This is a genomic window from Clostridium nigeriense (genome assembly GCF_900086595.1).
GTDB classification, from domain to species: domain Bacteria; phylum Bacillota; class Clostridia; order Clostridiales; family Clostridiaceae; genus Clostridium; species Clostridium nigeriense.
The window spans coordinates 440,046-460,636 of the sequence record NZ_LT575472.1; the positions used below are offsets into that span (position 1 = coordinate 440,046).

Annotated in this window: 17 protein-coding genes, 7 tRNA genes and 1 other annotated feature; of the genes, 23 read left to right on the top strand and 1 reads right to left on the bottom strand. The window is 29.4% G+C overall.

Features of this window, described 5'->3' with window-relative positions; all coding sequences use genetic code 11:
• Positions 1 to 22: 22 nt before the first annotated feature.
• The 23 genes from yabP (at position 23) to murD (ending at position 19,294) form a co-directional block, all read left to right on the top strand.
• Positions 23 to 316, top strand: coding sequence for a sporulation protein YabP (gene yabP, locus BN6774_RS02350; RefSeq protein ID WP_066889717.1), 294 nt, complete (start codon positions 23 to 25; stop codon positions 314 to 316).
• A 6-nt stretch (positions 317 to 322) separates the two neighbouring features.
• On the top strand, positions 323 to 712 hold the full coding sequence (yabQ, locus tag BN6774_RS02355; protein ID WP_066889719.1) for a spore cortex biosynthesis protein YabQ: 390 nt from the start codon (positions 323 to 325) through the stop codon (positions 710 to 712).
• Positions 713 to 741: 29 nt separating this feature from the next.
• Positions 742 to 1,083: an FtsB family cell division protein gene (locus tag BN6774_RS02360; protein WP_307986766.1), complete on the top strand. Its 342-nt coding sequence runs from the start codon at positions 742 to 744 to the stop codon at positions 1,081 to 1,083.
• A gap of 82 nt (positions 1,084 to 1,165) precedes the next feature.
• Positions 1,166 to 1,576 carry a S1 domain-containing RNA-binding protein gene (locus BN6774_RS02365; protein ID WP_066889721.1) on the top strand — a complete coding sequence of 137 codons (411 nt, stop codon included), beginning with the start codon at positions 1,166 to 1,168 and terminating at the stop codon, positions 1,574 to 1,576.
• 200 nt (positions 1,577 to 1,776) lie between these two features.
• Positions 1,777 to 1,863 (top strand) — tRNA-Leu (locus BN6774_RS02370).
• 22 nt (positions 1,864 to 1,885) lie between these two features.
• Positions 1,886 to 1,961 (top strand) — tRNA-Met (locus BN6774_RS02375).
• A 10-nt stretch (positions 1,962 to 1,971) separates the two neighbouring features.
• Positions 1,972 to 2,048 (top strand) — tRNA-Met (locus BN6774_RS02380).
• A 5-nt stretch (positions 2,049 to 2,053) separates the two neighbouring features.
• Positions 2,054 to 2,140: transfer RNA gene (locus tag BN6774_RS02385), tRNA-Leu, on the top strand.
• A 380-nt stretch (positions 2,141 to 2,520) separates the two neighbouring features.
• A complete protein-coding gene (gene spoIIE, locus BN6774_RS02390; RefSeq protein WP_066889723.1) occupies positions 2,521 to 4,905 on the top strand; it encodes a stage II sporulation protein E in 2,385 nt (794 codons plus the stop codon).
• A 154-nt stretch (positions 4,906 to 5,059) separates the two neighbouring features.
• Positions 5,060 to 6,448, top strand: coding sequence for a tRNA lysidine(34) synthetase TilS (gene tilS / locus BN6774_RS02395; protein WP_066889726.1), 1,389 nt, complete (start codon positions 5,060 to 5,062; stop codon positions 6,446 to 6,448).
• A 4-nt stretch (positions 6,449 to 6,452) separates the two neighbouring features.
• Positions 6,453 to 6,992: a hypoxanthine phosphoribosyltransferase gene (gene hpt, locus BN6774_RS02400; protein ID WP_066889728.1), complete on the top strand. Its 540-nt coding sequence runs from the start codon at positions 6,453 to 6,455 to the stop codon at positions 6,990 to 6,992.
• Between the two features lie 58 nt (positions 6,993 to 7,050).
• Positions 7,051 to 8,853: an ATP-dependent zinc metalloprotease FtsH gene (ftsH, locus tag BN6774_RS02405; RefSeq protein WP_066889730.1), complete on the top strand. Its 1,803-nt coding sequence runs from the start codon at positions 7,051 to 7,053 to the stop codon at positions 8,851 to 8,853.
• A 220-nt stretch (positions 8,854 to 9,073) separates the two neighbouring features.
• The gene (locus BN6774_RS02410) at positions 9,074 to 10,744 is read left to right on the top strand and encodes a formate--tetrahydrofolate ligase (RefSeq protein WP_066889732.1); all 1,671 of its coding nucleotides are present in this window, start codon (positions 9,074 to 9,076) and stop codon (positions 10,742 to 10,744) included.
• Positions 10,745 to 10,876: 132 nt separating this feature from the next.
• On the top strand, positions 10,877 to 11,656 hold the full coding sequence (locus BN6774_RS02415) for a type III pantothenate kinase (RefSeq protein WP_066889734.1): 780 nt from the start codon (positions 10,877 to 10,879) through the stop codon (positions 11,654 to 11,656).
• 6 nt (positions 11,657 to 11,662) lie between these two features.
• On the top strand, positions 11,663 to 12,652 hold the full coding sequence (gene dusB / locus BN6774_RS02420; protein WP_066889736.1) for a tRNA dihydrouridine synthase DusB: 990 nt from the start codon (positions 11,663 to 11,665) through the stop codon (positions 12,650 to 12,652).
• Between the two features lie 231 nt (positions 12,653 to 12,883).
• The gene (gene greA / locus BN6774_RS02425) at positions 12,884 to 13,366 is read left to right on the top strand and encodes a transcription elongation factor GreA (RefSeq protein ID WP_066889738.1); all 483 of its coding nucleotides are present in this window, start codon (positions 12,884 to 12,886) and stop codon (positions 13,364 to 13,366) included.
• Between the two features lie 13 nt (positions 13,367 to 13,379).
• The gene (lysS, locus tag BN6774_RS02430) at positions 13,380 to 14,885 is read left to right on the top strand and encodes a lysine--tRNA ligase (RefSeq protein WP_066889741.1); all 1,506 of its coding nucleotides are present in this window, start codon (positions 13,380 to 13,382) and stop codon (positions 14,883 to 14,885) included.
• Between the two features lie 336 nt (positions 14,886 to 15,221).
• Entirely contained in the window at positions 15,222 to 15,584 is a 363-nt protein-coding gene (locus BN6774_RS02435; RefSeq protein WP_066889743.1) for a hypothetical protein, read from the top strand.
• 120 nt (positions 15,585 to 15,704) lie between these two features.
• Positions 15,705 to 15,779 (top strand) — tRNA-Asn (locus tag BN6774_RS02440).
• Between the two features lie 28 nt (positions 15,780 to 15,807).
• Positions 15,808 to 15,882: transfer RNA gene (locus BN6774_RS02445), tRNA-Asn, on the top strand.
• A gap of 29 nt (positions 15,883 to 15,911) precedes the next feature.
• Positions 15,912 to 15,986, top strand: a tRNA-Asn gene (locus BN6774_RS02450).
• Between the two features lie 103 nt (positions 15,987 to 16,089).
• Positions 16,090 to 16,257: a binding site (T-box leader), on the top strand.
• 43 nt (positions 16,258 to 16,300) lie between these two features.
• Positions 16,301 to 17,692 (top strand): glycine--tRNA ligase, encoded by a 1,392-nt coding sequence (locus tag BN6774_RS02460; RefSeq protein ID WP_066889747.1) that lies wholly within the window; start codon positions 16,301 to 16,303, stop codon positions 17,690 to 17,692.
• A gap of 225 nt (positions 17,693 to 17,917) precedes the next feature.
• Positions 17,918 to 19,294, top strand: coding sequence for a UDP-N-acetylmuramoyl-L-alanine--D-glutamate ligase (murD, locus tag BN6774_RS02465; RefSeq protein ID WP_066889749.1), 1,377 nt, complete (start codon positions 17,918 to 17,920; stop codon positions 19,292 to 19,294).
• 49 nt (positions 19,295 to 19,343) lie between these two features.
• On the opposite strand, the gene BN6774_RS02470 is transcribed toward murD, so the two are convergent.
• Positions 19,344 to 20,333: a DUF5050 domain-containing protein gene (locus tag BN6774_RS02470; protein WP_084766837.1), complete on the bottom strand. Its 990-nt coding sequence runs from the start codon at positions 20,331 to 20,333 to the stop codon at positions 19,344 to 19,346.
• Between the last annotated feature and the right edge of the window lie 258 nt (positions 20,334 to 20,591).

Sequence of the window (20,591 nt, forward strand, 5' to 3'; positions counted from 1 at the left end):
AAGAATATGTGGAGGAGATAAGATGGAAAAGAAAAGTGAAAATAGGCTTGAAGAGCCGAGGGGAAATATAATTTTAGAAAATAGGAAAAAGTTAGTTCTTACTGGGGTAGAAGAGGTTATAAGTTTTGATGATGAGAAGATTTTATTAAATACAAAATTAGGGTTTTTAACTATTAAGGGTTCAGAATTGAAAATGAATAAGCTTGATGTTCAAAATGGGGACGTAATAATAGTTGGAAATATATCTTCGATAGTTTATAGTAGTAAAGAAGTAAAAAAAGAAAAAGAAAGTATAATTTCTAAATTATTTAAGTAGGATGATATGCCATTAAGTTTAGAGGCTCAATTTAACATAGTATTATATTCCATACTTTCTGGAATATTAGCTGGTATATTATTTGATCTATACAACATAATAAGGGGAAGCAAGATTCCTAAAATAATACTATTTATAGAGGATATATTATTTTGGATTCTTACTGCTATTATAATTTTTACTTTTTTACTTTATACAAACTATGCCTTCTTAGGTCCCTATGTATACATTTTTATGATCTTGACCTTAATTATTTACTTAAAGCTTATAAGCCCTAAGGTTTTAAAATTAGAGTTATATATAATTAGCAAAATAGGAAAATTCATTAGGATAATTTTAAAGAATATAATTTACCCTATAAAAATAATATATTACGGTATTTCTGGAAAAAAATGATTTAAAAACCATGAACATAAAAAAATAACTTGAATAAAATATTTATAGTGTTTAAAATATATTATATAATATATTTAAAGAGGGTGAGAGCAATTAAAAAGCAATTAACTCTTAAAAGATTGATTATAGTTTTTATTTTTGCGATTTTTGTTGTTAATTATATTAAACAAGAAATTACAATGAGAAGAATTCAGGAAGATATTGTTATTAGTCAAGAACAATTACAGGAGCTTAAAGATAAAAATAGTAAGTTAGAATCTGACCTTAAAAAGGCAAATGAATCTAATGAATATCTTGAAAAGCTTGCGAGAGAAAGACTAGGCATGATCAAAGAAGGAGAAAAAGTCGTAAATTCTGAGAAGCAGAATTAAAGAATATGTTTTAGAACTATTTAAAAGGGGTTATTATTATAATAACATATATTATTTAATTTTAAGGAGGAATCTTTGTAACATGACCTTGATGGCAGGAAACATATTAGAAGGTACAGTAGTTAATATAACTAGTTTTGGAGCTTTCGTAGAAATAGAGGGTAAGACAGGGCTGGTTCACATTTCAGAAGTGGCAGATTCATTTGTTAAGGATATTAGACAACACCTTAATGAACAAGATAAAGTTAAGGTAAAGGTAATATCTATTGATGATAATGGAAAAATAAGCTTGTCGATAAAGCAAGCAAATGTTCAAAAAAAATCAGTTAAACCTATAGAAATAGATTGGTCTTCAGAAAGTAAAAAAACTGGTATGAATACAGGAAATTTCGAGGATATAATGTCAAGGTTCTTAAAAGACAGCGAAGAGAGAATGCAAGACGTGAAAAAGAAACAAGATTTTAAATCTAAGAGCTCTAGAAAAAGTTATTAATAAGTTAAATTCGACATCATATAAATTTAATATATAAATCTATAAAAAGACTAATTTCAATAAATGGATTAGTCTTTTATAATGTTATTCTTTAAAAATTATAGATATGATTAAATAAAAAAATGAAAAAAAGATGTTGACACTATATAAAACATCATATATAATTAATTTTGTCGCTGAGGGGCGACAGAAAAAAACATGCTGAAGTGGCGGAACAGGCAGACGCACAGGACTTAAAATCCTGCGGTAGCGATACCGTACCGGTTCGATTCCGGTCTTCAGCACCAAGCTAAATTCAACTTTTAATATCGCGGGGTGGAGCAGTTGGCAGCTCGTCGGGCTCATAACCCGAAGGTCGTAGGTTCAAGTCCTGCCCCCGCAACCAAAAAAAATGTGGCGGAATAGCTCAGCTGGCTAGAGCACTCGGTTCATACCCGAGGTGTCGTAGGTTCAAGTCCTATTTCCGCTACCATACAAGCTGAAGTGGCGGAACAGGCAGACGCACAGGACTTAAAATCCTGCGGTAGCGATACCGTACCGGTTCGATTCCGGTCTTCAGCACCAAGCACTTAAGTATAACTTAAGTGCTTTTTTGTTTTTTAAATTAAAAATAGCTATTTAATAACTCTATAAAAATTATATATAATTTATAACTTAAAAATAAAATTAAGTATATGCCATAACTTTAGAAAATATTAATATATATATGAAAAAAATTCTTCAAAAACTATGTAATAGTGACAAATTTATATTAAAAATAAAATTTATATTTCTAATAAAGCCTTGATATCTAAAACTCCTTGTATGAAAAGGTGTATTCATATAAGGAATTTTAGATATTATTGTCCTACGAAAAAAAAATTAAGATACATCATATGACAGATATTTTTTTTATGAGATGCTATAATTTTAATTACATTTTATGGAAATATGGAGGAAGAGAAATGCAGTATGGTGTAGATATATCAACTTATAAAAGGGTGGAAAATAGAAATAGAAAAAAAGAGTTCAGGGTTCAAGAAACTCCGATAGGAACTATAACATCCTTTATAGTAGGGTTTTTATTGAGTAGAGTAATATTATCAGCAACTATAGATATGGGGATAGCACCATTTGGAATTGCATATCTTATAGGAATAAAAAAGGAAAAGGGAAGGGATGTGCTTTTATCTTTACTGGGAACTGTAGTAGGATATTTATCAATAAATTCTACATTGGAAGGTGCAGCAGCTTACTGTATAGCAGGGGTTTTAGTAATAATATATATGGAAATTTGCATTAAGCTAGAGGTGAAGCAAAGAGATTTTATAATCTTTTTTTTAGTTTTTTCAGTATTTATAATATATAACGCTTTAATAAATAATCAGCCTTTAGGAGTAAATTTAGTATTTTCGCTTTTAAAGGTGTTGAGCATAATACCAATTAAATACATGATAAATTATTCTTTAAATTGCGTAGATGAACTAGAAAGCAATTATTTTTTCTCAACAGAAGAAATTATAAGTATAGGTATATTAATTTGTTTGTTAATTGCAGGTATAGGTAATATAGATATATTTAATCTTCAAATTAGAAATATTTTAGCTGTGGCTACTATTGCTATTTTTGCATATGTAGGTGGTGCAGGGATAGGATCTTCTATAGGAGTTGCTATGGGTTTTATAATAGGAATAACTAATAATGATATTGTAGGAGCCATAACTTTATATAGCTTATGTGGATTAGTTATTGGGGTTTTTAAGGAAACTGGAAGATTATTTTCTGGAATATCTTATTTAGTAGTTTATTTTATAATATGGATGTACTCAAACACATTTAATATATATGGCGGAATAGAGGTTTTACTGGCTACTTTTATTTTAATATGTATTCCCAAAATGTTTTTAGAGTCAATAAGTAAAGAATTTAATCAAGATAAGAAGGCTGAAATTGTAAATGATATACACTTAAAGGGGGTAAAAAGTGAATTTGTTGATAGATTAAATTCTATGAAGTCCATATTATCCACATTATCATCTTCTATATTAAATTTAGGTGAAAATGATATTTTATCCTTAAATAATAAGGGAACAGCTATGGTAGAAAGTTTAGCCGATAGAGTTTGTTATAATTGTGAACTAAAACAAAGATGTTGGGATAGAAATCTTCATTCAACTTTTGAGGGATTTTCTGAACTTATAAGTAGTTATGAAAATAGTGATATATATTTACCTAAATCTTTAGAAAAGAAATGTGTAAAAACTAGGAGTTTAATGAAAAATGCTCAAGATATAGTAAATAACTATACTGTAAATGAGGCTTTAAAAACTAGATTAACTGAAGGTAGGAATATAATTGCTAAGCATATAAATAACATATCTAATACTATGGAGTATATGATTAGAGATTTCGAGAAGGATATATCTATTTGCACAGAGATAGACAAGATATTAAGAAAAGCTTTTAATAAAGGGAAAATTGACTATATAGATGTATTTTCTTATTTAGATAGGCGAGGCCGAATGAAAATTAAAGTAATAACAAATAACTGTGAGGGAGAAAGGTATTGTATTAAGAGTATGTTACCTATAATTAATACCTTAGTTAAAGTACCTGTCTCTATATCTTCAGAAGGCTGTAGGATAAATCCTGAAACAGGAGAGTGCTCTGTAATAATAGAAGAAACTCCTAAATACCATATGACTTCTTATGCAGCTATAAAGGCTAAGGAGGGAGAAACTTATATAGGAGATAGTTATAGTTTTTCTAAAACTAATGATGGAACTTATATAAGTATAATTAGTGATGGAATGGGGTCTGGACCTGAGGCTAGAGCAGAAAGTGGATTAGCTGTGGATTTAATTGAAAAGTTTATTGAAAGTGGATTTAGTGAAAAAACTGCTATTGATACAGTAAATTCTATAATGTCTATGAAGTTTAATGAAGATGAAAAATTTACAACTATGGATTTAAATATAGTAGATTTATATACAGGAGAGGCTGAATTTATAAAAATTGCAGGAGTTGTAAGTTTTATTAAAAGAGGAAATGAAATTAAAGTTATTAAGTCCAATAGTTTACCTTTTGGAATATTAGATAGTGTAGATATAAATTCTGAAAAAGTTAAATTGAAGCATGGAGATATAATAGTTTCTATTAGTGATGGAGTTTTAGATATAGATAAAAATAATATTGGAAGCTATACTTGGCTTCAAGATTATTTAGAATATGCTGATACTAATCCATCTGCTCTAGCTAGTGATATTCTAGAAAAAGCTATGGTTCTAAGTGGGGGAAAAGTAAAAGATGATATGACGGTTTTGGTATCTAAGTTGTACTCAATATATTAATATTACTTTATTTAAAAGGCACTTCTGTGCCTTTTAAATATTTTTATTGATTATTTTAAAAATGTAAAAATTAGTTAAGAATTATAGTTTACATATATAAAGGTTAAGGTTATTATATTATATATTAAAAAAAATATACTTAAGGAGTTTTGTTGTGATAAACAAAGTAAGAGATTTTGTAATTGAAAATAATCTAATACAAAATGGAGATAAGGTATTGGTAGCCTTATCTGGTGGACCTGATTCTGTTTGTTTATTAAGTATTCTTTATAAACTTAAGGATTATTTTAATATTGAAATAGGAGCAGCCCATGTAAATCATATGCTTAGAGGCGAAGAAGCTCTAAAGGATGAGGAATATGCCAGGCATATTTGTTGTGAGTTAGGAGTTGAATTTTTCTCAAGGAGTATAGATATAAAAAAGATATCAGAGTCTAAAGGAATCTCTCATGAATTGGCTGGTAGAGAAGAAAGATATAAATTTTTTGAGATTATAAGCAAGGAAAATGGTTATAATAAGATAGCTATTGCACATAACGCTAACGATCAAGCAGAAACTATACTTATGAATATGATGAGAGGCTCTGGTATAGAAGGACTTTGTGGAATTAGAAGCAAGAGAAAAGGTGGAATAATAAGACCGATACTTTGTCTATCTAGAAGTGAGATAGAAGAATATTGTAGTGAAAATAAGTTAAATCCAAGAATAGATAAAACTAATTTGGAAAATATATACAATAGAAATAAAGTAAGATTAGATATACTTCCATATATGAAAAATAACTTTAATAAAGATATAGTAGAAACAATAAATAGAATGGCAAATTTATTGCAAATAGATAATGACTTTATTGAAAAAGAGTGTAATAATAGTTATAAAAAGTATTGCACAATTAATAAAAAAGAGCTTGTTATATCTAAGGAAGCATTTTTAATAGAAAAAGCTATATTAACTAGAATTATAAAAAAATCTTTTATAGAATTTTCAGGTAAACATAATAATTTTGAGATGAAGCATGTTTATGAGGTGATCTCATTAGCGAATAATTCTACTAATAAGAGAATAAATCTTCCTAATGGGATTATAGCTGAGAATATATATGGTGATATATATCTTAAATTTATTAATAAGGTTAAAAGTGAAAATAAAGAAGTTATCTTAAATAAGAACCAAGTAGATAAAAGAAATATAGAATATGAAGATTACAATATAAGTTTCGATATATTAACTAATAAAAATAATATAGAATTTTCTAATAATCTATTAATAAAATATTTTGATTATGATAAGATAAAAGAAAAGCTAATTATTAGAAAAAGAAAAAATGGGGATAAGATGGTTCCTCTTGGAATGAATGGTACTAAAAAAATAAAGGATATTTTTATGGATTTAAAAATACCAGTTGAACAAAGGGATAATGTTCCTATTTTGTGTTTCGATAATGAAATAGCTTGGTTAGTAGAGCATAAGGTTTCAGATAGGTTTAAAGTAACCAGAGAAACTAAAAATATTATAAAAATTACTTTTGCTAGAAAGGAATAGGAATATGATAAAGGACATAAAGAAGGTATTACTTACAGAAGAACAAATTTTAGAGAGGGTTAGAGAAATTGGGAAAAGTATAAGTAAGGATTATGAAGGTAAAGATTTACTTGTAGTAGGAATTTTAAAAGGATCAGTTTTGTTTGCATCTGACCTAATCAAAAATATTACTATACCATGTGAAATAGACTTTATGGCTGTATCTAGTTATGGAAGCTCAACTGAAACATCAGGAGTAGTTAGAATATTAAAAGATTTAGATCATAGCATTGAAGGAAAAGACATAATAATAGTAGAAGATATAATAGATAGTGGTGTAACTTTAGATTACTTATTAAAATACTTAAAAGCTAGAAAAGCAAATAGTATAGAGATAGTAACTTTACTAACTAAGCCAGCTAGAAGAAAAGTGGATATAGAAGTAAAATATTGTGGTTTTGAAGTTCCAGATGAGTTTTTAGTTGGTTATGGATTAGATTTTGCAGAAAAATATAGAAATTTACCTTATGTAGGTATATTAAAAGAAGAAGTATATAAAAAATAATATGAAATATATTATAAAAGTGCAATATAATAAAAACTAGAAGAAAGGGGGGCCTTGAATGAAAAAATATTCAAGTGCAACAATATGGATATTTGTAATTTTGATATTGTTCTTCTCTGCAACATTCTTGTGGAATAGTGGAAAAATGGCAGATGAGATATCATATAGTGATTTTCAACAAAAATGGGTAAGCGATGAGATAGAAAGTATTGTAGTTCATCCTGATAAAATGCTTATATCAGGAAAGACAAGAGCAAACAAACAATTTAATACATATGCTCCAAGTGAAATGGTGCAAATGTTAATGGCTCAAAACCCAAAAGATGATATAAAAGTAGATTTTAAGCAACCTTCAAATAGTAGTCTTTGGATAAGTTTAATACCTACATTAATGATAATGGTGTTAGTGTTTGTATTCTTCTTTATGATGACTCAACAATCCCAAGGTGGAGGTAGTGGAAGAGGTGTAATGAACTTTGGAAAGAGCAGAGCAAAGATAATGCCTCCAGATGCTAAAAGAGTTACCTTTGACGATGTTGCTGGTGCTGATGAAGAAAAACAAGAATTAGAAGAAATAGTAGATTTCTTAAAGCAACCTTCAAAGTACACTGAAATGGGAGCTAGAATTCCTAAAGGTGTATTATTGGTTGGACCTCCAGGAACAGGTAAGACATTACTTGCAAAAGCTATAGCAGGAGAAGCTGGTGTTCCGTTTTATAGTATATCTGGTTCAGATTTTGTTGAAATGTTTGTTGGTGTAGGTGCATCAAGAGTTAGAGATTTATTTGAACAAGCTAAAAAGAGCGCACCATCACTTGTGTTTATAGATGAAATAGATGCGGTTGGTAGACAAAGAGGCGCAGGTCTTGGCGGTGGCCATGATGAAAGAGAACAAACTTTAAATCAATTATTGGTTGAAATGGATGGTTTTGGAGCTAATGAAGGTATTATAATGATTGCGGCAACAAATCGACCAGATATTTTAGACCCAGCTTTATTAAGACCTGGTAGATTCGATAGACAAATAGTTGTTGGGGCTCCAGATGTTAAAGGAAGAGAAGAAGTGTTAAAGGTTCATACTAAAAAGAAGCCTTTAGCTGAAGATGTGGACTTAAAAGTTTTAGCTAAGAGAACTCCAGGATTTAGTGGAGCGGATTTAGAAAACTTAGCTAATGAAGCTGCTTTATTAGCAGTTAGAAGAAATGAAAAATTAATTGGAATGGTAGAGTTTGAAGAAGCTATAACAAGAGTAATAGCTGGACCAGAAAAGAAGAGTAGAGCTATTAATGAATATGATAGAAAGCTTACAGCTTATCATGAGGCAGGTCATGCAGTAGTTATGAATCTTTTAGAACATGCAGATCCAGTTCATGAAATAAGTATAATACCAAGAGGTATGGCAGGTGGATATACTATGCATCTACCAACTGAAGATAGATCTTATACTTCAAAAGAAAAATTAAAAGATGACATGGTAGGATTATTAGGTGGTAGAGTAGCAGAAAAGCTAATATTATCAGATATTTCTACAGGAGCTAAAAATGATATAGATAGAGCTAGTGCTATAGCAAGAGCTATGGTAATGGAATATGGTATGAGCGAAAAGCTTGGAACTATATCCTATGGAGGAGATAACAATGAAGTGTTCTTAGGAAGAAACCTAGGACATGGAAGAAACTTTAGTGAAGAAGTTGCAGCAGAAATAGATAAGGAAGTTAAGAGATTTATAGATGAAGCTTATGAAAGAGCAAAAACATTACTAGGTGAAAATATAAACAAACTTCATGCTGTAGCAGCTACTTTATTAGAAAAAGAAAAAATTGATGGAGAAGAATTCGTAAGAATCTTCAATGAAAACTAAAATATCTTAAGGGATAGTCGTAAGACTATCCCTTATTTTACAAAATACGAAAAATACATAAAAAGAAACTTTGAAATATTGATATTTAAAGATTAAATACGAATTATAAAAGTTTATTATGTAAAAATATTCGAATTTATATTTTATGAAAGAAATATAAGTGATATAATTTATGTAAATAATAAGAATAAAATAAAATTTTAATTAGGGGTGTGTTAATATGAAGAGTGATATACAAATAGCTCAAGAAGCTAAGATGGAACCTATAATAAAAATTGCAGAAAGATTGAATTTAATTGAAGATGACATAGAACAGTATGGGAAGTATAAATGTAAATTATCATTAGATATATTGGAAAAGAATAAGAATAAGAAAAATGGAAAACTAGTACTTGTAACTGCAATTAATCCAACACCAGCAGGAGAAGGGAAATCAACAGTTACGGTGGGTTTAGGTCAAGCGCTTTGTAAAATGGGGAAAAATGCTGTTATAGCATTAAGAGAACCTTCACTAGGGCCTGTATTTGGTATAAAGGGAGGTGCTGCTGGAGGTGGATATGCTCAAGTAGTTCCAATGGAGGATATAAATTTACATTTTACAGGGGATATGCATGCTATAACTAGTGCTAATAATTTATTAGCAGCAGCTATAGATAATCATATACACCAAGGGAATGATTTAAAAATTGATTCAAGAAGAATTTTGTTCAAAAGAGTAATTGATATGAATGATAGGGCTTTAAGAAATATAGTTGTTGGGCTTGGAGGAAAGTTAAATGGATTCTTAAGGGAAGACAGATTTATGATAACTGTTGCTTCGGAGATTATGGCTATATTATGTTTATCAAATAACTTATCTGAACTTAAGGAAAGAATGGGAAATATATTAATTGCCTATGATTTAGATGGAAATCCAGTATATGCAAAGCAATTAGATATTCAAGGTGCTATGGCATTGCTTATGAAGGATGCTATAAAGCCTAATTTAGTTCAAACTTTAGAAAATACTCCTGCAATAATTCATGGTGGGCCTTTTGCTAATATAGCTCATGGATGTAACTCTATAATTGCTACTAAGATGGCTTTAAAATTAGGTGATATAGTTGTTACAGAAGCTGGATTTGGAGCTGATTTAGGTGCAGAAAAATTCCTAGATATAAAGTGTAGATATGGTGAATTAGAACCAAATTGTGTAGTTATTGTAGCAACTGTTAGAGCATTAAAGAATCACGGTGGTGTTACTAAGGAGATGTTAAGTGAACCTAATGTAGAAGCTTTATCTAGGGGAATAGAAAATTTAGAAAAACAAATAGAAAATATTAAAAAGTATAATGTGCCAGTAGTTGTTGCTATTAATAAGTTTGTTAGTGATAGTGATGAAGAAGTTAACTTTATTAAAACTTATTGTGATAATTTAGGCGTTAAAGTAGCTTTGTCTGATGTATGGGCTAAAGGGGGAGATGGTGGAATTGAATTAGGTGAAGCAGTTTGTGAAACACTTGAAAATGAAAATTCCAATTTTAAACCTATTTATGAAATAGAAGCTAGTATTGAAGAGAAAATAAATACTATAGCAACAGAAATTTATGGAGCAAAAGGCGTTGTATTTACTCCTAATGTTAAAAAGCAAATTGAAGAACTAGAAAGATTTAATTTGGATAAATTACCAATTTGTATGGCTAAGACTCAATACTCTCTTTCAGATAATCCTTCATTAAAGGGAAGACCGAGAGAGTTTGAAATAACAGTAAGAGAATTAAGGATATCTAATGGAGCAGGATTTATAGTTGCATTAAATGGAGATATAATGACAATGCCTGGATTGCCAAAAGTACCAGCTGCAAATAAAATGGATATTTTAGATAATGGAGAAATAGTTGGTTTATTTTAAAGTATTGAATTTACAACACTTGACAAATAATTTGTAATTGTTAAAATTAAAGTGTTAAATTTGTTGAGATTATATTTATTTAAATAAGGCAGCTTTCAAAGCTGCTTTTAATTGTATTAAGGTGGTGCTTGTATGATACTAGTAGTGGACGTTGGTAATACAAATATAGTTTTAGGAATATATAAGGATTCAGAAAATATTGCAGGATGGAGAATTTCAACAGATGCTAAAAAAACATCGGATGAATATTCAATTCAATTTATGCAACTTTTTACACAAAGCGGATTAAACCCTAAGGATGTTAAGGGAATAATTATTTCATCAGTAGTTCCTAATATAATGCATTCTTTAGAGCATATGATAAAAAAGAGCTTTGGAATTAATCCTATAATTGTAGGACCAGGTGTTAAAACTGGAATTAATATTAAATATGATAATCCTAAAGAGGTTGGTGCAGATAGAATTGTAAATGCTGTGGCTGCCCATGATAAATATAAAAAGGATCTTATAATAATAGATTTTGGTACAGCAACTACATTTTGTTCTTTAACTAGAGAAGCAAATTATTTAGGAGGATGTATAACTCCAGGAATTAAAATAGCATCTGATGCCTTATTTGATAGAGCTGCAAAGCTACCTAGGGTAGAACTTGAAACACCAAATAGTATTATATGTAAAAACACCATTTCTAGTATGCAAGCAGGAATAATATATGGCTACATAGGACAGGTGGAATATATCGTTAAAAAAATGAAAAAAGAAATGAAAGATCTTGGTTGTGATAAACCTTTAGTTGTAGCAACAGGTGGATTAGCTAATTTAATAGCTAAAGAAACTAATGCTATAGATAAGGTGGATCCTAGTTTAACATTAGAGGGGTTAAGAATAATATACGAAAAAAATAAGGAGTAGTATAATATGAAGATTAGAGACCTAGAATTTGAAAATAATGTTTTTCTAGCACCTATGGCAGGGGTAACAGACATATCTTTTAGAGGTCTATGTAAGGAAATGGGATGCGGATTAGTATATACTGAAATGGTAAGTGCAAAGGCATTATACTATGGAAATGAAAATACTAAATCTCTTCTTAGAATAGCAGAAGAAGAAAGCCCAGTTGCTGTTCAGATATTTGGGAATAACCCAAATATAATGGCAGAGGTTGTTCAAAGACACTTTAATGAAAGAAAAGATGTTTGTTTAATAGATATAAATATGGGATGCCCTGTAAATAAGATAACTAAAAATGGAGAAGGATCAGCCCTTTTAAAGCATCCAGAGTTAGCAGCTAATATAGTAAGAGAAATAAAAAAGGTATCTACAAAACCTGTTACAGTTAAATTTAGAAAGGGTTTTGATGAAGGAAGTATAAATGCTGTTGAATTTGCTAAAATTCTTGAAGATGCTGGAGTTGATGCTTTGGCTATACATGGAAGAACCAAGGAACAAATGTATGAAGGTAAGGCAGATTGGGATATAATAGGGAAAGTAAAAGAAGCTGTATCTATTCCTGTAATAGGGAATGGAGATGTTTTTACTCCAGAAGATGCCTTGAAATTAACCCAAAGAACTAATTGTGATGGCATAATGGTAGCAAGGGGGAGTATGGGAAATCCCTGGATATTTAAGCAGATAGAAAACAAATTAAAAGGATTAGAACAAGAAGAAATAACTTATTCGGATAAAATTAATATGTGCATTAGGCATTATGAATTAGCAATTAAATATGATGGCGAAAGAAAAGCTGTAAGGGAAATGAGAAAGCATGCTTCTTGGTATTTAAAAGGAATACCTAAGAGTAATGATATAAGAGCTGAGATTAATGCTATTGATGAAAGTAAGGAAGTAATAGAAGTTTTAAATAATTACAGAGAAGAGCTAGTGAAGAATGGCATAAATAATGATTGAAATTTATAGAAACTTGAATATAAAAAGCTTTTATGAATAAATATATAAAAAATAAGAATAATATATATCTGTTAATTAAAATAACAATAAACTCTATTTTAGAGAATACTTGTATTTTAGATTAGTTGACAGATATTATTTGCTGATTTATAATGTTTTAAATGATTTTGACAATAATAAATCTATTGTTAGTTTTTTTGAATAAAGTAGAAATTTGAAGGGGAGAAAATCATGAGTGAAACTAAAAAATTCGTAATGACATACGAGGGTGTTAAAAAATTAGAAGAAGAATTAGAATTCTTAAAAACTGTAAAAAGAAAAGAAATAACTGAAAAAATAAAAGTTGCTTTAGGATATGGAGATTTAAGTGAGAATTCAGAGTATGATGAAGCTAAAAATGAACAAGCATTTACAGAAGGAAGAATCATACAATTAGAAAATATGCTTAAAAATGCTGCTGTTGTAGATGAATCAGAAATACCTACTGATAAAGTAGCTGTTGGAACTATAGTAAAAGTAAAAGATTATGAATTTGATGAAGAAGTTGAGTATTCAATAGTAGGTTCAGCGGAAGCGGATCCTATGAACTTTAAAATATCAAATGAATCACCAGTGGGAGCAGGTTTATTAGGTAAAAAGGTTGGAGAGATAATAGAGGTTTCAGTACCAGGTGGAGTTAACAAGTTTGAAATTTTAGGAATAAGAAGAGAGTAACGGAGGGATATCAATGTCAACTGAGGAAATGAATATACAAGAGTTAGAATCTCAGTTTAGTGAACAAGAAGCTTTAAGAAGGGAAAAACTAGTAGATTTACAGAGCCAAGGAAAAGATCCTTTTGATGTATATAAGGTTGAAAGAACTCATATGTCAGAAGATGTTAAAGAAAATTTTGATTCTCTAGAAGGTTCTACAGTTACTGTAGCTGGAAGAATCATGTCAAAGAGAGGTCAAGGTAAAGTTGTCTTTTCTGATATCCATGATAGAGATGGTAGAATCCAATTATTTATAAAAATAGATGAAGTTGGAGAGGAAGCTTTAAAATCTTATAAAACTTATGATCTTGGAGATTGGGTAGTAGCAACTGGAGAAGTTTTTAAAACTAAAACTGGAGAAGTTTCAGTAAAGGTTAAAAATTTTGAATTAATTTGTAAGTCTTTAAAACCACTACCAGAGAAATGGCATGGGTTAAAGGATCCAGATTTAAGATATAGACAAAGAGAAGTTGATATGATTTCTAATCCAGAAGTTAAGCAAAACTTTATTAAAAGAGCTGCTATACTTAGAGGAATTAGAGAATTCTTAGATAATAGAGGATTTATAGAAGTTGAAACACCTATGCTTTCACCAATTGCAGGTGGAGCTTCAGCGAGACCTTTTATAACTCACCATAACACTTTAGATATAGATATGTATTTAAGAATTGCTCCGGAGTTATACTTAAAAAGAGCTATAGTTGCAGGATTAGAAAAAGTTTATGATATGGGAAGAACTTTCAGAAACGAAGGTATGTCAGTTAGACATAATCCGGAGTTTACTATGATAGAATTATATGAAGCTTTTGCTGATTATAATGATATGATGGAAATAACAGAAAATATGGTAGCTTATGTATGTGAAAAAGTAAATGGAAGTACTAAGGTTATGTATCAAGGAACTGAAATAGACTTTGCACCACCATGGAGAAGAATAACTATGGTGGATGCAGTTAAAGAACATACAGGCATTGATTTTAATGCGATAAGTTCTAATGAAGAAGCTCAAACTATAGCAAAAGAAAAACATTTAGAATTTAAGAAGCCTTTAGCTCATGTAACTAAGGGAGAAGTTTTAAATGCTTTATATGAAGAATATGCAGAACAACATATGATTCAACCAACATTTGTATGTGATTATCCAGTAGAAATCTCACCTCTTACTAAAAAGAAGAGAGGCAATGAGATGTTTACTGAGAGATTTGAAGGATTCGTGTTTGGTAGAGAAATATGTAATGCATATTCAGAGTTAAATGATCCTATAGTTCAAAGGGAAAGATTTAATCAACAAGAAAAAGAAAGAGAACTTGGGGATGATGAAGCTTACATGATAGATGAAGAATTCATGAGCGCTTTAGAAACAGGTATGCCTCCAACAGGTGGATTAGGAATAGGTATAGATAGACTTATAATGTTCTTAACTGACTCTGCTTCGATAAGAGATATAATCATGTTCCCAACAATGAAACCAGTTAAATAAGAAATTTTTAAAGTAAATAAGAGTAGTCTTGAATAGGGATCACTCATTGTTGAAATATAAAATAAGATGCACTTCACACATTGATGTGAGGTGCTTTTTTGTTGTGAAATAGTAAAAAATTCGCTATTAATAGATTAGTATTTAAAACTACTTCACAAATGTGAATAAAAAATACATGAAATACATATATTGGAATGATATAATTATAATATATTGAAATGATGTGAGTTTGATTTAAAACGTTTGAGACTAAATAGTTACTATTTTCTTAAAGCAAATTGGATCAAATTAAGTAAATAAGTAAGGTATAAATTAGAGTATTAAGGGGGTTAAATTATGCCAGCAATATACATTTCAAAATTGAATAACGAAGTGAAAAAAAACATTAGAAATCGCAAATATTCTTTGGAAGAGGTTGAACATATTAAAGCAAATATAAGCCAAACTATTAATATGAGAAAAAAAAGTATACCAAAAATAATTGCTATTTTTGTGGGAGTTATATTTACTATACTAATTTTGGGGATTATTAAAGCCGGTATTGATAAAGTAATGATTTTCTCTGTTTTAACGACGATACCTATTGTGGTAATTATAATGGGTTTTATCTGGTTTAGCGGTATAGGAATTTTGAAAATTGAGTATAATATGGCTGTTAGAAAAGGATATCCAGAATATGTTGATAGATTACTCTTATAAGGTAAAAATGAATAATTTATTTATGTGTAAAAATATACTTGACAAAAAATAAGAAGATTTTTAATAAAAAACACTTGCAATATTATCAAAAGTTGATATAATAACTAATGTAGTAAATATTCCGCGATAGCTCAACGGTGGAGCACTCGGCTGTTAACCGATAGGTTGGAGGTTCGAATCCTCTTCGCGGAGCCATTTTAATTTTAAAATTAATTATGAATATTCCGTGGTAGCTCAATGGTGGAGCACTCGGCTGTTAACCGATAGGTTGGAGGTTCGAATCCTCTCCACGGAGCCATTTTAATTTTAAAATTTATTATAAAATATTCCGTGGTAGCTCAATGGTGGAGCACTCGGCTGTTAACCGATAGGTTGGAGGTTCGAATCCTCTCCACGGAGCCATTTTATAAAAGAGTTTTATAAGAGTAGATAAATTATCTATTGTTATAAAACTCTTTTTTGCTTGACATATAAAAACCTTTTGGTAAAATGGATTTATAATTTAATAAATACTGTGATAAAGAGGAGTAAATTTAAATTTTATTTTAGAGAGACGATGGTAGGTGAAAATCGTTATAAAATTAAGTTGAAGGGCGCTTTTGAGTATTATAATTTTGAAAGTTGGGCTAGAGCCAAGAAGGGTGGAACCGCGGAAGTTAATTTCGTCCCTTTAGGTTTGAGGCCTTTTTTTATTATAAAAAATTGGAGGTATGAAAATGGCAGTAGAAAAAACTATGGAAAAAATCGTTGCTCTTTGTAAAAACAGAGGATTTGTATTTCCGGGATCAGAGATATATGGAGGATTAGCAAATTCTTGGGATTATGGTCCATTAGGAGTTGAATTCAAAAATAATGTGAAAAAAGCTTGGTGGAAAAAATTCGTACAAGAAAGTCCTTATAACGTAGGAGTTGATTGTGCTATATTAATGAATCCAGAAGTATGGGTTGCTTCAGGACACGTTGGTGGATTTTCAGACCCTTTAATGGATTGTAAAGAATGTAAAGCTAGATTTAGAGCTGATAAATTAGTAGAAGATCATATGACTGAAAATGGTGCAGAAGTTGCAACAGCAGATGGATGGACTAATGAACAATTAAAAGAATATATAGAAAGTAATAAAATAGTGTGTCCTAAGTGTGGAAAATTAAATTATACTGACATCAGAAAATTTAATTTAATGTTTAAGACATTCCAAGGAATTACGGAAGATTCAGCTAGTACTATATATTTAAGACCAGAAACAGCTCAAGGTATATTTGTTAACTTTAAATCAGTTCAAAGATCATCAAGAAAGAAAGTTCCTTTTGGAATTGCACAAATTGGTAAATCTTTTAGAAATGAAATAACACCAGGAAACTTTACTTTTAGAACTAGAGAGTTTGAGCAAATGGAATTAGAATTCTTCTGTAAACCAGGAACAGATTTAGAATGGTTTAAGTATTGGAAGGATTATTGTTTTAATTTCTTATTAAACTTAGGTGTTAAGGAAGAAAATTTAAGAATGAGAGATCATGGTGAAGAAGAATTGTCTTTCTATTCTAATGCAACATCTGATATCGAATATTTATTCCCATTTGGCTGGGGTGAATTATGGGGTATAGCTGATAGAACAGACTACGATCTAAAGAAACATCAAGATCACTCAGGCCAAGACATGAGTTATTTAGATCCAACAACTAATGAAAAGTATGTTCCATATGTAATAGAACCTTCATTAGGTGCTGATAGAGTTGCTTTAGCATTCTTAGTTGAAGCTTATGATGAAGAAGAATTAGAAGGTGGAGATGTTAGAACTGTTATGCATTTACATCCAGCTTTAGCGCCATATAAGGCTGCTATTTTACCACTTTCAAAGAAACTTTCGGAAAAAGCTTTAGAAGTATATGCTGATTTAAGTAAGAAATTCAACTTAGAATATGATGAAGCTGGAAGTATTGGTAAGAGATATAGAAGGCAAGATGAAATAGGAACACCTTTCTGTATAACAATTGACTTTGATACTTTAGAAGATGAAGCAGTAACTATCAGAAATAGAGATACTATGGAACAAGAAAGAATAAAAATTTCTGAACTAGAAGCTTATATTGAGAAGAGTTTAGAGTTTTAGTTAATATAAATATGATATGTATAATATATTTTGCATTAAGGGGCTGTTATCAACGGCTCCTTTTGTATTTAATTAATTAAAGTGTTATAATTATAGAAGAATAGGACATACTTAGGAGATGAAAACTAACTAAATTATTACATAAGCTTAAATAAAATATCTTATTAGCAAAGTTAGATGGATTCAAATATAATATTTTTATATAGACATGGTTGGAGGAGTAGTATGAAAAAGCCATTTGAAGAGTTTAAAGGGTTTATAAAGGGCAAAAAAGTTGCTGTTGTAGGAATAGGGGTTAGTAATATACCACTTATAAGGTTCTTAGTTAAATTAGGAGCAGAAGTAACAGCTTTTGATAAAAAGAGTAAAGTTGAGTTAGGAGAAATAGCAGAGGAGTTTGAAAACTTATCTGTAACATTAGAATTAGGAGAAGGATATTTAGATAGACTTACTGGTTTTGAAGTTGTATTTAAAACACCATCTATGAGAATAGATTGTGAGGCTTTGGTTAGAGCTAAAAATGAAGGGGCTTATATAACTTCAGAAATGGAAGAGTTCGTTAGGTATTGTAAAGGAAAGATATTTGGAATAACAGGTAGTGATGGAAAAACTACTACAACTACTATAGTTTCGAAAATATTAATTGAAGCAGGTTATAAGACTTGGGTGGGAGGAAACATAGGAACTCCTTTATTTGCTAATATAGAAGAAATTAAAGAAGATGATAAGGTGGTATTAGAGTTATCTAGTTTCCAACTTATGACAATGGATACACCTATAGATGTAGCTGTTGTTACTAATCTAGCACCAAATCATTTAGATATGCATAAGGATATGGATGAATATATAAATTCTAAAAAGAATATATTCTTATATCAAGATAAAGATGGAGTTCTTATTTTAAATAGGGAGAATGAAATAACTCATAGTTTTATTTCTGAGGCAAAGGGAAAAGTTAGAGAATTTAGTTCTAAGGAAAGATTAGAAAATGGAGCTTACTTTAAAGATAATATTTTATATTTAGATGGAGAGGAAGTTTGTGCTAAGGATGATATTGTAATTAAGGGAATTCATAATATTGAAAATTACTTAGCAGCTTTTTTAGCTACTAAAGATGATGTATCTACTGATGTAATGAAAAAAGTTGCAAAGACTTTTGGTGGGGTAGAACATAGATGTGAACTAGTTAGAGAAGTTAAAGGAGTAAGTTATTATAATGACTCAATAGCATCAAGTCCTACAAGAACATTAGCAGGGTTACTTGCCTTTGAAAAAAAAGTTATTCTAATTGCGGGAGGTTATGATAAGAATATACCTTTTGAGCCTTTAGCGGAAGAAGGATATCCATTTATAAAAGAACTTATATTATTGGGTGCTACTAAGGAACTAATAAAAGGGGCTTTTGATAAATTAGAAAGTGAAAAGGGAATAGAAATCCCAATAATATTAGTAGATAGTCTAGAAGAGGCAGTAGCTAAAGCAAATGAGATTGCAGAAGAGGGGGATGTAGTTACTTTATCACCTGCTTGTGCATCCTTTGATATGTTCCCTAACTTTGCGGTAAGAGGAAATAAATATAAGGAAATAGTAAATAACTTATAATAATAGAATTAATTGAATTATAAAAAGTGGGCTGTTAAAACAGCCCACTTTAATTTTCACTAATAAATTTTATTGAATCTAAATTGTTAGCAGCTTCTATAAATATACCTTTGGCAGTAGGGTAATATTCATTTACATAATCAGAAAATACTTTATTATATTCATAATCAGAAGTCTCTTTATTAGGCAATAGTTTATAAAGAGAGTTAGGATCTTCATTATTAATAAAATATATATTATTTTCATTTTGTTTTAAATTAGAAGAACTTAAGTCTAATACCTTCTTTGTTTGTAAATTAGATATATCTAAAGAATATATATAGTTATTATCATTAGGGTTTGAAAATAATATTTCATTATCATATATTACAAAGCTTTCTACAGCTGTATCTGTTATTTTAAAATTTGCACTTCCATCGGTTTTTAAACAATATAATTTAGAACCATCGTTATAGTTTATATAAAATATAGAATTGTTATTAAATATAAAGCTATTACTTGTGGAATTTGATAGTAAATATGTTTGCTTATTTTTAATGTTATAATAATAAAATTTATTATCATTTGAATTTATGTAATATAATTTTTCATTTTCATATATAAGCTCTGCAGGAGAGTAATTATTTATCTTAGTTATTTCTTTTTTTTCATAATCAAGTTTATACAATCCTTTTTCAGGTGCTATTGATGAAAAATATATATAGTTTCCATCTGTAGATAAAGAAGTCACGTTAAAGTCGAAGATATCAATAATTGAATTTTTGCCTATAGTATCAGAAGTATTAGATGTATTAGCTGCTGAAAGTTTGTTATTATTATTTATATCAGGAAAGAACACTAAATTTCCTAAAGATACATATTTACTGTTAGAAAGAGTTTTTCCTGAAAAAATAATTTTTTTGCTAGTATCTACAGTTTGCTTATACGAAGTTGTTATTTTAGTTTCATTTTCTTCTTTTATTTCCGTGTTAGTATCATTTGAGCATCCAACAAGTAGAAAACTTGAAATGATAATAAGAAGGAACATTTTTCTTATCATATTAATCCTCCTAAAATTTAGCATTAGTACTATATATAATATATTAAATTAAAATACATATTAAGTAAAATAAAATTAAGAAAATAAAGAAAATTATAGCTAGAGGTATATAATTTAATTATGAAAATAGGGATAACTAGATTAACTTTGCCAGGTGTATCATTATATAAAAAATAAAGAATAATATAGAAAAAAAAAGAATATTAAATATAATATAATTTTATAGGAGATTTTGCGGAGAGGATAGAAAAAAATCAT

Bases quoted from the DNA above. Each gene is read 5' to 3' on its own strand.
- ftsH (WP_066889730.1), top strand. From the start codon at position 7,051: ATGAAAAAATATTCAAGTGCAACAATATGGATATTTGTAATTTTGATA.
- yabQ (WP_066889719.1), top strand. From the start codon at position 323: ATGCCATTAAGTTTAGAGGCTCAATTTAACATAGTATTATATTCCATA.
- dusB (WP_066889736.1), top strand. From the start codon at position 11,663: ATGAAGATTAGAGACCTAGAATTTGAAAATAATGTTTTTCTAGCACCT.
- spoIIE (WP_066889723.1), top strand. From the start codon at position 2,521: ATGCAGTATGGTGTAGATATATCAACTTATAAAAGGGTGGAAAATAGA.
- BN6774_RS02460 (WP_066889747.1), top strand. From the start codon at position 16,301: ATGGCAGTAGAAAAAACTATGGAAAAAATCGTTGCTCTTTGTAAAAAC.
- BN6774_RS02435 (WP_066889743.1), top strand. From the start codon at position 15,222: ATGCCAGCAATATACATTTCAAAATTGAATAACGAAGTGAAAAAAAAC.
- lysS (WP_066889741.1), top strand. From the start codon at position 13,380: ATGTCAACTGAGGAAATGAATATACAAGAGTTAGAATCTCAGTTTAGT.
- BN6774_RS02410 (WP_066889732.1), top strand. From the start codon at position 9,074: ATGAAGAGTGATATACAAATAGCTCAAGAAGCTAAGATGGAACCTATA.
- BN6774_RS02415 (WP_066889734.1), top strand. From the start codon at position 10,877: ATGATACTAGTAGTGGACGTTGGTAATACAAATATAGTTTTAGGAATA.
- murD (WP_066889749.1), top strand. From the start codon at position 17,918: ATGAAAAAGCCATTTGAAGAGTTTAAAGGGTTTATAAAGGGCAAAAAA.
- BN6774_RS02365 (WP_066889721.1), top strand. From the start codon at position 1,166: ATGACCTTGATGGCAGGAAACATATTAGAAGGTACAGTAGTTAATATA.
- greA (WP_066889738.1), top strand. From the start codon at position 12,884: ATGAGTGAAACTAAAAAATTCGTAATGACATACGAGGGTGTTAAAAAA.
- BN6774_RS02470 (WP_084766837.1), bottom strand. From the start codon at position 20,333: ATGATAAGAAAAATGTTCCTTCTTATTATCATTTCAAGTTTTCTACTT.
- hpt (WP_066889728.1), top strand. From the start codon at position 6,453: ATGATAAAGGACATAAAGAAGGTATTACTTACAGAAGAACAAATTTTA.
- yabP (WP_066889717.1), top strand. From the start codon at position 23: ATGGAAAAGAAAAGTGAAAATAGGCTTGAAGAGCCGAGGGGAAATATA.